The 14,011-nt window shown below is 44.6% G+C and carries 7 protein-coding genes and 1 riboswitch; of the genes, 3 read left to right on the top strand and 4 right to left on the bottom strand.

Annotated elements, in window-relative coordinates; translation table 11 throughout:
* Positions 1-265 (top strand): hypothetical protein (locus MSG38_RS18865; protein WP_248402400.1); only part of this gene is annotated, 265 nt, incomplete at its 5' end.
* A gap of 622 nt (positions 266-887) precedes the next feature.
* Here MSG38_RS18865 and MSG38_RS18860 read toward each other — a convergent pair.
* On the bottom strand, positions 888-2,168 hold the full coding sequence (locus tag MSG38_RS18860) for a sodium:proton antiporter (RefSeq protein ID WP_017061334.1): 1,281 nt from the start codon (positions 2,166-2,168) through the stop codon (positions 888-890).
* Between the two features lie 169 nt (positions 2,169-2,337).
* On the opposite strand from MSG38_RS18860, the gene metH reads away from it, so the two are divergent.
* On the top strand, positions 2,338-6,015 hold the full coding sequence (metH, locus tag MSG38_RS18855) for a methionine synthase (protein ID WP_248402399.1): 3,678 nt from the start codon (positions 2,338-2,340) through the stop codon (positions 6,013-6,015).
* Positions 6,016-6,129: 114 nt separating this feature from the next.
* Here the strand turns inward: metH and lysC are convergent, their stop codons facing one another.
* Positions 6,130-7,497, bottom strand: a complete 1,368-nt coding sequence (gene lysC, locus MSG38_RS18850) for a lysine-sensitive aspartokinase 3 (protein WP_050643104.1) — start codon at positions 7,495-7,497, stop codon at positions 6,130-6,132.
* 108 nt (positions 7,498-7,605) lie between these two features.
* Positions 7,606-7,783, bottom strand: a riboswitch (Lysine riboswitch).
* Positions 7,784-7,959: 176 nt separating this feature from the next.
* Here lysC and MSG38_RS18845 point away from each other — a divergent pair.
* Positions 7,960-9,099, top strand: coding sequence for an alanine--glyoxylate aminotransferase family protein (locus MSG38_RS18845; protein ID WP_248402398.1), 1,140 nt, complete (start codon positions 7,960-7,962; stop codon positions 9,097-9,099).
* 104 nt (positions 9,100-9,203) lie between these two features.
* Here the strand turns inward: MSG38_RS18845 and MSG38_RS18840 are convergent, their stop codons facing one another.
* Together MSG38_RS18840 and uvrA are read right to left on the bottom strand one after the other, a co-directional pair.
* Complete coding sequence (locus MSG38_RS18840) at positions 9,204-10,967, bottom strand: PglL family O-oligosaccharyltransferase (protein ID WP_248402397.1); 1,764 nt, start codon at positions 10,965-10,967, stop codon at positions 9,204-9,206.
* A 96-nt stretch (positions 10,968-11,063) separates the two neighbouring features.
* Entirely contained in the window at positions 11,064-13,895 is a 2,832-nt protein-coding gene (gene uvrA / locus MSG38_RS18835; protein ID WP_122082109.1) for an excinuclease ABC subunit UvrA, read from the bottom strand.
* Between the last annotated feature and the right edge of the window lie 116 nt (positions 13,896-14,011).

Below are 14,011 nucleotides of genomic sequence, written 5' to 3'. Positions count from 1 at the left end.
ATTGGCAGAGCAGCGGATTCCAAATCCGCGTGTTGGGAGTTCGAATCTCTCCACCCCTGCCATATTTAAGGCTCTAGCAGAAATGCTGGAGCCTTTTTGCTTTCTGAATCCAATATACGCCATTAGCAAAGCAGCGGATCCCCCCGACTTACCAAAACAGCGCGTGTTGGAGTTGAAACCTCCAGCCTGTCATATCTACGCCTCAGCAGAAATGCTGGGGCTTTTTTACGTCTGTTGCTTCTACGAAGTAATGTGGGATAACTAGGAGCTCCTAGCTCACCTGCGTGCTCGAATCTCCGGAGTGCCTGCTCATTCCAGCCTTGCCATATTTAAGACTCTAGTCTGCACGTCTCGGCAGAAATGCTAGCGCTTTTTATTCCTGTCATTTTTACAAGTATCACTAGAAGTACCAAGTGTTCCTTTAGCTATCTCTATCGAACACTGATTTAGTGCAGCCTTGCTGTATTTAATGACTTAGTTCAAAGCTAAAGCTTTCTGTTCACCACTCATCTAGCTCGTAGTCCTGTTAATAACTAACGCTATTCTAGCGAGACGTTGAGTCCCGTTACTTTTGTTTCCAGGTGAAAGGTGAAGCCTTTCGATTGAAGCTTATATAACTTGAGAGTGGGTTATTGGGTAGACTAGCGAGTGGGCAGAAGAACTAATTCTCTGTATGACTTAAGCTCCTTAAAGAGTTCTAGCCACCCACATTAATGCTTTCAATTGCTTAAATACTAGCGGTATCAAATATCAAATATCGATATAAGTTCTATATTCCACGTATACCTTTCAGCTATAGCTTCAGTGTGGGAATTGGTGAGTTTGACTTTCATTAGGTGTAAAAAAGGCCACCTAAAGTAGGCGGCCTTGATTGATCTATCTAAGTGTTAATCTAGCTCTTTCTCTGCTTGTTTTGCTTTCTCTATCATAGGAGTGATTGTTGAGCCTTGAACTAGAATAGAGAACACAACAACGGCGTATGTCATGACAAGGATTATCTCTTTTACATCTATTGCTTTGTCTTCAATTACCCAGATACCTGAAGGGATCGAAAGTGCCATGGCTAAAGCTAAGCCACCGCGTAAGCCACCCCAAGTTAGAATCTTAATCGACCACGGGTTGTAAGTTCTAAAACGTTTAAATCCGATGTAAGACAAGAAAACACTTAAGTAACGTGCACTCAATACTAGAGGGACTGCGAACGCCATTAATATCCAGTCTTCTTGGTGGAATTTGAATAACAACATCGACATACCAATCAATAAGAACAATACGCCGTTTAAGAATTCATCTATCAATTCCCAGAAATGATCTAGGTGATCTTCACTCTCTTTTGAGAATCCGATAAAGCGAGTCCAGTTACCAATCATGATACCTGATACCACCATTGCCAATGGACCTGATACATGTAGAACTTCAGCAAACGCATAACCAGCAGTTGGGATGCCGATGGTTAATAGCAACTCCATCGAGTGGTCATCGGTATTGCTGATTAGGTAATGGAATACGAGGCCTAAAACAAAACCGTAGACGATGCCGCCAATTGCCTCTTGAACGAATAGCATGGTCACACTACCGACGGTTGGTGCTTCTGTACCAAATGCGATAGTAAATAGGGTTACGAAGATCACTAAGCCAAAACCATCGTTAAATAGAGACTCTCCTTCGATTTGAGTAGAGATTCTTCTGGGCGCATCGAGCTTCTTTACTATTGCTAACACGGCGATTGGGTCGGTTGGAGATATTAGCGAGCCAAAGAGTAGGCAGTAAATCAGATCAAATTGAATACCGATGAACTGACAGAACCCGTACAGCACAAAACCGATAAAGAAGGTTGAAAACAGCGTAGCACCTAACGCGAGTACTGTTATTTCCCATTTCTGGTCTTTTAAATTTGGTAACTTAATCCCTAAACCACCGGCAAAGAGTAAGAAGCCCAATATTCCCTTTAGTAGGAAATCTTCAAAGTTGATACTGGCAACGGTTTCTGAGGCGATGTCAGCCAGTTGGAACCAATTGTTTTGTCCCGCAATGATAATCAATAGAGATAACATCATTGAGCCAGCTGTGATGGCGATGGTTGTCTGCATTTTACCAATTTTGGTATTAACGAAAGCAATAAGCATGGCTGCAGCGGACAAGAAGCATAAGGTGTAATAGACCGACATTGGGATTCCAACATGTAACAAAGTATGAATATGAATTTTCGTTGTCTCATGCTCAAATAGCAAACATTTTTTTGTCATGACTCAGTAATCAATTTCCTTTTTTAGACGTCTAGACTCCTTTTTAATGTGTGATAGGATGGAGGGATAATTAAAGGAATGAGGTTGTACCGTGGGAAGTAATGTAAGGCAAAAGATTGACGCTCTGTTGAAGCAACGAATTTTACTGATTGATGGTGGCATGGGCACCATGATTCAGGATTATAAATTGGAAGAGCAAGACTATCGTGGTGAACGCTTTGCTGATTGGCACAGTGACTTGAAGGGCAACAATGACCTTTTAGTTCTTACACAGCCTAAGCTTATCAAAGATATCCATTCAGAATACTTGGAAGCTGGGGCAGACATCCTCGAAACCAATACCTTTAACGCTACAACCATCGCTATGGCCGACTATGATATGGAAAGTCTTAGTGAAGAGATTAACTTTGCTGCTGCCAAGCTTGCTCGTGAAGCAGCTGATGAATGGACCGCAAAGACCCCAGACAAGCCTCGCTTCGTCGCGGGTGTATTAGGTCCAACCAACCGAACTTGTTCTATATCCCCTGATGTAAACGATCCTGGTTACCGTAATGTTAGCTTTGACGAACTGGTTGAAGCTTATTCTGAATCGACTCGCGCGCTCATTAAGGGCGGTTCAGACTTAATACTTATTGAAACTATCTTCGATACGTTAAACGCAAAAGCGTGTGCTTTTGCGGTTGAATCTGTTTTTGAAGAAGTAGGTACTAGTCTGCCTGTAATGATTTCCGGTACCATCACTGATGCATCGGGTCGTACCCTTTCAGGACAGACGACAGAAGCATTCTACAACGCCCTTCGTCATGTAAAACCTATCTCATTCGGATTGAACTGTGCATTAGGCCCTGATGAACTGCGTGAGTATGTCGGTGAGATGTCTCGTATCTCAGAGTGCAACGTTTCTGCTCACCCTAATGCGGGTTTGCCTAATGCATTTGGTGAGTATGACCTTTCTCCTGAGGATATGGCTGAACATGTTAAAGAGTGGGCTGAAAGTGGCTTCTTGAACCTAATTGGTGGGTGTTGTGGTACTACTCCAGAGCATATCCGTCAAATGGCTGAGGCCGTTGAAGGTGTAACGCCGCGTCAATTGCCAGACTTACCAGTTTCTTGTCGTCTTTCGGGACTAGAGCCACTGACGATAGCTAAAGAATCTTTGTTCGTGAATGTGGGTGAACGTACCAATGTTACCGGCTCTGCACGCTTTAAGCGCCTTATCAAAGAAGAGCTCTACGACGAAGCCTTGAGTGTAGCTCGAGAGCAAGTCGAAAATGGTGCTCAAATTATCGATATTAACATGGATGAAGGTATGCTAGACGCCGAGGCGTGTATGGTTAAATTCCTGAATCTGTGTGCTTCAGAACCTGAAATCTCGAAAGTACCTGTTATGGTCGATTCTTCTAAGTGGGAAGTTATCGAAGCTGGCCTAAAGTGTATTCAAGGCAAAGGCATCGTTAACTCCATCTCTCTAAAAGAAGGCAAAGAGAAGTTTGTTGAGCAAGCCAAATTAGTTCGTCGTTATGGTGCTGCTGTCATCGTGATGGCGTTTGATGAAGTCGGGCAGGCTGATACTCGAGAGCGTAAAGTCGAGATCTGTACTAATGCCTACAACATTCTTGTTGATGAAGTCGGTTTCCCGCCAGAAGATATTATTTTTGACCCGAATATTTTCGCAGTGGCGACGGGTATCGATGAACATAACAACTATGCGGTTGATTTCATTGAGGCGGTAGGGGACATCAAACGCGATCTCCCGCATGCGATGATCTCTGGCGGTGTGTCGAATGTTTCATTCTCATTCCGCGGTAATAACTACGTCCGTGAGGCTATTCACGCGGTGTTCCTATATCACTGTTTTAAAAACGGTATGGATATGGGCATTGTAAACGCTGGTCAGTTGGAAATTTACGATAATGTTCCAGAAGATCTGCGTGACGCTGTTGAAGATGTCGTACTAAACCGTCGTGATGATTCAACTGAACGATTGCTGGATATGGCGACCGAATACCTAGAGCGAGCTGTCGGTAAGGTTGAAGATAAATCTGCATTAGAGTGGCGAACTTGGCCTGTAGAGAAGCGTTTGGAGCACTCTTTGGTTAAAGGTATCACTGACTTTATTGTTGAAGATACCGAAGAAGCTCGTGTTAATGCCTCTCGTCCTATTGAAGTGATTGAAGGTCCTCTAATGGACGGCATGAACGTTGTGGGTGACCTATTTGGTGAAGGTAAGATGTTCTTACCACAAGTTGTAAAGTCTGCGCGTGTGATGAAGCAGGCCGTTGCCCACTTAGAGCCATTCATCAATGCATCCAAAGAAGTGGGCGCAACTAACGGTAAGATATTGTTAGCGACCGTTAAAGGTGACGTTCATGATATCGGTAAAAATATCGTTGGCGTGGTTTTGCAGTGTAATAACTACGAAATTATCGACTTAGGTGTGATGGTTTCTTGTGAGAAGATTCTCAAGGTAGCGAAAGAAGAGAATGTCGACATCATTGGCCTGTCTGGACTGATTACACCGTCTCTTGATGAAATGGTACATGTTGCTAAAGAGATGGAGAGACAGGGTTTCAAACTGCCTCTTCTGATTGGTGGTGCAACCACATCTAAAGCTCACACAGCGGTTAAGATTGAACAGAATTATTCAGAACCTGTTGTATACGTAAATAATGCCTCGCGTGCTGTGGGAGTTTGTACTTCACTACTTTCTGATGAATTGAAACCCGCTTTCGTTGAGAAGCTGGATATCGATTACGATCGCGTTCGAGATCAGCACAATCGTAAGAAACCTCGTACCAAGCCTGTCACGCTTGAAAGAGCTCGTGCCAATAAAGTTGCTATCGATTGGGATGCGTATACGCCACCTGCACCCGCTAAGCCGGGAGTTCACATCTTCAATGATTTTGATGTGGCGACTTTGCGTCAGTACATCGATTGGACTCCATTCTTTATGACATGGTCATTGGTTGGTAAATACCCTGCAATCCTTGATCATGAAGAAGTGGGTGAAGAGGCAAAACGTTTATTCAAAGATGCTAATGATTTACTGGATCGCGTAGAGAAAGAGAAGCTGCTTGAAGCGCGTGGTATGTGTGCCATGTTCCCAGCGAACAGTGTTGGTGATGATATTGAGGTGTATACCGATGAATCTCGTACCGAAGTTCTAAAAGTTCTACACAATCTTCGTCAACAAACAGAGAAACCAAAAGGCTTTAACTACTGTTTGTCTGATTACATTGCGCCAAAAGAAAGCGGTAAAGCGGATTGGATTGGTGGCTTTGCGGTTACGGGTGGTATTGGTGAGCGAGAGCTGGCTGATGAATACAAAGCGAAAGGCGATGACTACAACGCGATTATGATTCAGGCGGTTGCTGACCGATTGGCTGAGGCGTTCGCGGAATATCTGCATAAAGAAGTGAGAAAGGATATTTGGGGTTACTCGCCAGATGAGAATTTGTCTAACGACGATTTGATTCGAGAGAAATACCAAGGTATTCGTCCAGCTCCAGGTTACCCTGCTTGCCCAGAGCATACAGAGAAAGGTACGTTGTGGGAGCTGATGGACGTTGAAAAGGCAATCGATATGTCATTAACGACAAGCTACGCGATGTGGCCTGGTGCCTCAGTGTCTGGTATGTATTTCTCACACCCTGATGCTAGATACTTTGCTATTGCACAGATTCAACAGGATCAAGTGGATAGCTATGCTGACCGCAAAGGTTGGGACATGTTAGAAGCCGAGAAGTGGTTAGGTCCAAACATTAACTAGTTTGAATCTACGACGAGCTTTGATTCGTATAGTAAAAAAGAGAAAGGGTTGCTTAATAGCAACCCTTTTTGTATCTGAGATTTAGTTATTTATCTGTTGGTGATAAACGCATTTTTACTCAAACAATTCTTGGTGCAGTTTTTGAATCGCCAACTTAGAAACAGATTCATCTAGCAAGAAACACAGGTTGTGTGGGCTTGCTCCGTAACAAATCATGCGTAGGTTGAAATCTTCAAGAGTGCCGAATACCTGCTTCGCATAGCCTTTGCTTTCACTCATGTTGTTACCAATAAGTGCAACAAGGCATAGGTCGTGTTCAATATCGACAGAACACAGCTCTTCAAGCTCAAGGCGAGCGGCTTCAGGTAACTCAGGAGCACCACCTGATGTGTCTGTTTGATCCAGAGTAAGTGACACACTGATCTCTGAGGTAGTGATAAGATCGACAGAGATCTTATGTTTAGCAAGGATCTCGAACACTTTTGCTAAGAAGCCATAGGCGTGGAACATGTTAGCACTGCGTAGCGTAACCATGGTTTGGTTGCAGCGTAGGGCAAGCGCTCTAAATAGAGGGGAGCTCTCAACTTGTTGGCGAATCCAAGTACCACCTAACTCTGGCGCTTTAGAAGAGCCGACAAATACCGGTATTTGGTGGCGTAGTGCAGGTACTAGCGTTGATGGGTGCAAGATCTTCGCACCAAAGTTTGCCATTTCCGATGCTTCACTAAAGCTGATCTCTGGGATAGGAGAAGCTTTAGGTGCAATACGAGGGTCAGTGGTGTAAATACCCGGAACATCCGTCCAGATTTCTAGACCAATCGCCTGTACAGATTCGGCAATCAATGCTGCTGAGTAATCACTGCCACCGCGGCCTAAAGTCGTGGTGTTACCTTCGCTATCAGCGCCGATAAAACCTTGTGTAACGACAACTTGTTGTTGGCAAAGTGGAATAAGTTTCTGTTGAGCTAGAGCGGCAATATCTTCGAGTTGAGGTTCGGCTTTACCAAAATCATCATTAGTGCGCATCACATCTCTGATATCAAAGCGAACAGCAGGAGTGCCTCGTTCACGGATGATCTGAGCCAAGATGTGTGTCGACATCAACTCGCCACATGCGACAAGGTGATCAGTCAGTTTAGTGCTTGTTTGGAATGATGCAGCCTCTGCAGCGCTCGCAATGTCATCAAGAATGCTGTGAACTTCTTTTTCGATGCTGATTGGGTCTGCGAGTTGATCAAGAATTGCGTTATGAATATCCGCTAATTGCGCCATTAGTTCCTGACGACGAGCTTTGTCTTGAACACCATTTGCCAGTTCAACCAGCAAGTTAGTGACACCAGAGCATGCACTACTCACGACCAGTTTCGTGTTTGAGTTGTTTTCAATAATGGCAGCACAACGGCTCATTGCTTCAAAGTTGGCAACACTTGTTCCACCAAACTTAGCGACATTAAAAGAACCAGCTACATTAGATGCACTCACGATATATCTCCCACGACTTCCTAAAATAAAATTACGGTTGGGTAATCCAACGTCCGATGTTTTTCGAAGAGAGTTTTAGAGCAAAAAGAGAGGAATTATTAGAATAGTAACCTCAGAAGCTCTTCACCATATAGAAATGGCGACAGTTGAAGGGATTCAGCCCGCTCAACCGATAATAAAGGTCCTGCATCCTTTTATTATCTCGGCACTGCTCCCCATAAATGTTTTGTATTGGAAATGCGGTTCCACAAAACATCTGCCTGGGCAGTGCTCCTCTTCTGCTAGATAGCCGTTTCATTGAACGTTTTTGTTGTAACAATGTCAATCCGTAACTTGAGATAATTGAAAAATAATTTTAACAATTATGTGACAGTGGTTTGACCTCAATACTTATGGCTAATTGCTGAGGTAATCAATTTGCTTTAGGGTGGATTGTTCACAACATTAACGTAAGGGATGTACATGTCTAATTTAACACTCACTACTGCTATCGATAGCTTTTATCCACCACACCGAACGTTAATGGGACCAGGTCCTTCAGATATCTCGCCTCAAGTGCTACAGGCTTTGAGCCGTCCTACCATAGGTCACTTAGATCCGCTGTTTATTGCGATGATGGACGAGCTTAAACAGCTTCTTAAATACGCTTTTCAGACTGAAAACGAATTTACGATTGCCGTTTCTGCACCGGGCAGTGCGGGTATGGAGACCTGTTTTGTTAACTTGATTGAGCCTGGTGAAAAGGTGATTGTTTGTCGTAACGGTGTCTTCGGTGAGCGTATGCGAGAAAACGTGGTGCGTTGTGGTGGCCAAGCCATCCTTGTTGATGACGAATGGGGCAAGCCCGTTTCAGTTGAAAAGGTAGAACAAGCATTGGCAGAAAATCCCGATGCTGTTGCTGTGGCTTTTGTTCATGCAGAGACATCAACCGGAGCGCTATCTGATGCTCAAGCTATCTCAGCTATCGCTCGTCAGTTTGATGCGTTAACGATTGTTGATGCGGTGACATCATTAGGTGGTGTGCCATTGCTGGTTGATGAGTGGCAGCTTGATGCGGTTTATTCTGGCAGCCAAAAGTGTCTGTCTTGTGTGCCAGGGCTATCTCCAGTGACTTTCTCTCAGCGTGCGGTTGATAAAATGAAAGCCCGCCAAGCACCAGTACAAAGCTGGTTCTTGGATCAAAGTTTAGTATTGGGTTACTGGAGTGGAGAAGGTAAGCGTAGCTACCACCATACCGCACCCGTGAACAGCCTGTATGCTCTGCATGAGTCGCTGGTTTTGTTGAAAAATGAAGGCCTAGATAATGCGTGGTCTCGTCATCATGCGATGCACCAAGAGCTTAAAGAAGGTGTAGAAGCGCTAGGATTAAAGTTTGTGGTTGATGAAGATAGCCGCTTGCCGCAGCTTAACGCACTTTATTTCCCAGAAGGAATTGATGAGGCTAAGATCAGAATGCAGCTTTTAGAAGAATATAATCTTGAAATCGGTGCTGGGCTTGGCTCTTTGGCTGGTAAGGCATGGCGTATCGGCCTGATGGGCTACGGCGCTCGTAAAGAGAATGTCGCGTTGTGCCTAAAAGCGCTAAAAGATGTTTTGAAGTAGCTGCAATGAACTGAAATTAAAAAGAAAAGCGCACGAGAGATCGTGCGCTTTTTTATATCTACCCCCAAGCTCCTAAATGATATTTTAGTTGTGAGGTCTAAATATTATTCAGCAGACGAAACGTTATCTTCTGCTTGTGACACTTTCTTATACTGAACCTTTGAAAAGTCTCTGTTTGGGAATAAAAAGTTCGCTTCGCTACGAATTTGCTCTGCTTTACTCTCTTCGCCTAGGCCTTGATACGCCAGAATCAGATTGCTGTAGAAAGCCGGTCTTGGTTTGCTCTTTATGATCTCCAGTGACCAATCGATGTAAGGCTGTATAAGACTTGGGTCGGCTTTGTAGAGGCCAATATTAAGGTAAGTGCTGTATATGTCCCAATCGTAGCGATCTTTCCACACCACAGGGTTCGTTACCTGCTTAAGAATGTCCGGGTTTTTAGGCTTAGACAGTTCAAATTTAGTCAGTACATAATTGGTGTGAAGTGCGCTCAACATATAAAAACTAACCAAGATAGGTATCACTAAGCTCGACACTCTAAACAGGGTCTTGCTGATGATACTGAACGACTGTTGATAATGTCGGGAAGAGCGCTGGTCTACCCAGTAAATCAATATAATGAATGTTATCCAGTGAATCGCCGAGTGGTAAAAAGGATACTCAAGCTGGGAGTGCAAAAGGATTGGGATAAATAACGCGAGCAGGGCTAGACGTGTTCCTTTTGCAGAACTTGCTATGCGTGACATCACCAATATTGCAGCAATCAAGATTCCGATGATTGGTACAATCCCCCCTTCAACTCCCCAAAACAGGAACTCATTGTGCGGGTGATCCATTGAAGGAAGACCTGGGTGATAGTTCGAGTTGAGTTGATGTTGGCGAGCCGTATATAGCGTGTATTCAGACTCAAATTTCCCGTAACCATAACCTGTGAATGGCTTTTCGATCATCATATCTAAAGCTTGCGGGAACGTATAAGCGCGCGGGCTTTCTAAGTTAGCTCTTTTACTTGCGAGGCTATCTGTCGCACTGAGGTTGATCACCGTAAAAGCGACGATGACACCGACGAGCACTGATGCGCACCATCCGTAGAAGCGTTTCTTAGTCGAGAACTTGTATAGATAGGGCAGAATGCAGATAAACCCAATGACAGCGGCCAACCATCCGGTACGTGATGCGATGATGATCAGCAAGGGTACGGTTAAGGTTGGGGTTAGGTATAGTAAGAATGACTCGCTAATTTTGTGATTATATTTAGCTGGCTGTCTTGCTAAAAGGTAAGCGGACAGCACAAAACCAGTAGCAAGAAAGCTTGCCATTACATTCGGTTGTTGAAATATCCCATATGGTCGGTTTGCCGCTGTGTTGTAGCCAAATAGGTTACCAGGCTCTAATAAGAAATATTGCACATAGCCAAACAGTGCTTGTATAACAACAGCAAGCACAATGAACCACAACATACGTTGCTTGTGTTTATTGCTGAACTTAAATTGCTGCAGCACCACAAATAAGGCAAAGCCCGCCCATAATCCAAGCAAGCGCCCTGACGCTCCTTGAGGAGCTGCATTACTGTATAAAATAGGTAGTGTGAGTATGATGCAGCTAATCAACAAACCAATCGTTAATTTGGAATACTTGAGTACTCTATTGGTCGCGAGTTGGTAAAAGCCAATTGCTAGCGCGAAGCTTAGCGCCAACCAAGTGGTAGGGTTAAAGGATAGAGCAAGCCCCGAGCCTCCAGGATTCGGCATGAAAAAATGCATGGCTAACAAGAATACAACAGCTAAAGAAGCCAGAAATGCTTTGTTGAGTGGTAGCTGAGTGACCTGATTTTCTAACTGGGTACCGCTAGTGTGTATTGTTGCCATAAATCCCTAACCTTATAAAAACAGAGCTTGTTCCTTCTGAAACAAGCTCTGTTACTTTAACATTTTTCTGTCTGCCCGCAGGGCGCTATTTTACACCTACTTCAAATTTAACATAGGCTTAAGGAAGCGAGCAGTGTGTGAACCTTCGACTAACGCCACATCTTCAGGTGTACCCTCTGCAACAATCTCACCACCACCTTGCCCACCTTCTGGGCCAAGATCTAGGATCCAGTCTGCGGTTTTAACAACATCTAGGTTGTGCTCAATCACGACAACCGTATTACCGTGATCACGCAGTCTATGTAGCACCGTTAACAGCTGCTGGATATCGTGGAAATGAAGACCTGTTGTTGGCTCATCGAGAATGTATAAGGTTTTCCCTGTGTCTCGTTTAGACAACTCTCTTGCTAACTTAACGCGTTGAGCTTCACCGCCAGACAAGGTTGTCGCTGCTTGTCCGAGGCGAATGTAGGAAAGGCCAACGTCCATTAAAGTTTGCAGCTTACGAGCGATAACAGGCACCGGGTTGAAGTATTCACGAGCATCTTCCACGGTCATCTCTAGAACTTCGTCAATGGTTTTACCCTTGTAGCGGACCTCTAGAGTCTCACGGTTATAGCGCTTACCTTTACACACATCACAAGGCACATACACATCGGGTAAGAAGTGCATCTCTACCTTGATTACGCCATCGCCCTGACAAGCCTCACAACGACCACCACGAACGTTAAAGCTGAATCGACCTGGCTTGTAGCCACGAGAACGTGATTCCTGAGTGCCTGCGAATAACTCTCGGATAGGGGTGAAAATACCGGTGTAGGTCGCAGGGTTTGATCTAGGGGTGCGACCGATAGGGCTTTGGTCTATGTCGATCACCTTATCAAAATGCTCTAACCCTTTAATCTTTTTGTGCTGTGCCGGAACTGCAGTCGTGGCCCCGTTTAATTGAGTGTGGGCGACTTTAAAGAAGGTGTCATTGATCAGCGTTGATTTACCCGAACCTGAGACACCCGTAATACAACTGAACAAGCCAACAGGAATTGTCGCAGTCACATTCTTTAGGTTGTTCCCCGTTGCGCCAACGATCTCGACGACCTTTTTCTTGTCGATAGGTGTTCTCTTTTCAGGCACTGCAATTTCTTTAGCACCGCTCAGGTATTGGCCTGTCAAAGAGTTCGGGTTTTCGATGATGTCTTGCATGGTACCTTCTGCCACCACGTGACCACCATGAACACCTGCCCCCGGGCCGATATCGATAACATGGTCAGCACAACGAATTGCATCTTCGTCATGCTCCACGACAAGCACGGTATTACCTAAGTCTCTAAGGTGAATCAAGGTTTGTAGCAGACGTTCATTATCGCGCTGGTGGAGTCCAATTGATGGCTCATCCAGTACATACATAACGCCAACTAAACCGGCACCGATTTGGCTCGCCAAACGAATACGTTGCGCCTCACCACCAGACAGCGTTTCAGCACTGCGTGATAGGTTAAGGTAGTTCAAACCAACGTTGACTAAGAAATGCAGACGGTCATTGATCTCTTTCATCACTTTATCTGCGATCTGCCCACGCTGACCGTCTAGCTTCAATTCTTGGAAAAATTGTAGTGCGTCAGCAATGCTAAGTTCAACGATTTCTGGCAGTGTGGTATCACCAATGAAAACATTGCGAGCTTCTAACCTCAGGCGAGTGCCATCACAGCTAGAACACGATTTGGTTGAGATATATTTGGCAAGATCTTCACGCACCGCGCTAGATTCAGTATCACGGTACCGGCGCTCTAAGGTATTTAATATTCCCTCGAATGGATGACGCTTAACTCGAATATCACCTCGGTCATTGATGTACTTGAATTCCACTTCAGTTCGACCTGATCCTTTTAGAATGATCTCTTGAGTCTTTTTCGGTAGAGAATTAAATGGCGCATACAGATCAAAACCATAATGTTCTGACAGCGACGTTAGCATCTGGAAATAGTAGTAGTTCTTTTGATCCCAACCTTTTATCGCACCTTCAGCAATGCTTAGGTTCTCATCTAAAATCACTCGGCTTGGATCAAAATACTGTTGAACACCAAGACCATCACACGTACCACAGGCTCCTGCCGGGTTATTAAATGAGAACAGGCGAGGCTCAAGCTCTTGCATGCTGTAACCACATTTAGGACAAGCGAAGTTAGCAGAGAATACGATCTCTTCTTGATCCGTTTCGTCCATCCAGCCGACGACAGCGATACCGCCAGAGAGCTCTAATGTGGTCTCAAATGACTCGGCTAAACGCTGTTGAAGATCAGGACGAACCTTGAATCGGTCTACCACGACTTCAATGGTGTGCTTCTTATGAAGTTCAAGTGCTGGTGGATCGGATAGATCACAGGTTTCACCATCAATTCGGGCACGGATAAAGCCTTGAGCAGCTAAGTTCTCAAGCGTCTTGACGTGTTCGCCCTTACGCTCTTTGACGATCGGAGCCATTAACATCATCTTTGAACCTTCAGGCAGTTCTAAGACCTTATCGACCATTTGGCTGATGGTTTGTGCTGCTAGAGGGATGTTGTGATCTGGACAGCGAGGTTCGCCAACTCGCGCATACAATAATCTAAGGTAGTCATAGACTTCAGTAATCGTGCCGACGGTTGAGCGAGGGTTATGTGAAGTCGATTTTTGTTCTATTGAGATAGCTGGAGACAGGCCTTCAATATGGTCGACATCCGGCTTTTCCATAAGAGATAGAAATTGACGAGCGTAAGCAGACAGAGACTCAACATAACGACGCTGACCTTCTGCGTAGAGTGTGTCAAACGCAAGTGACGACTTACCTGAACCTGATAATCCGGTGATGACAGTCAGTTTGTCACGTGGAATGGTTAGGTTGACGTCTTTGAGGTTATGCGTACGAGCGCCTCTAATTTCTATTTTATCCATCTCAATAGACCATGTAATTTTAAGTGGCTAAAGTATTACATAGAGTGAGATTTGTGCAAAGTTTTACTGGATAAAAAAACAGTAAACAAAAAGGGCAACTCAAAGAGTCGCCCTTC

Origin of the sequence: Vibrio sp. 1CM24A, from assembly GCF_023161725.1 — a bacterium.
In the GTDB taxonomy this organism is placed as follows: domain Bacteria; phylum Pseudomonadota; class Gammaproteobacteria; order Enterobacterales; family Vibrionaceae; genus Vibrio; species Vibrio coralliirubri.
This window is presented reverse-complemented; position numbering and strand designations above follow the sequence as displayed.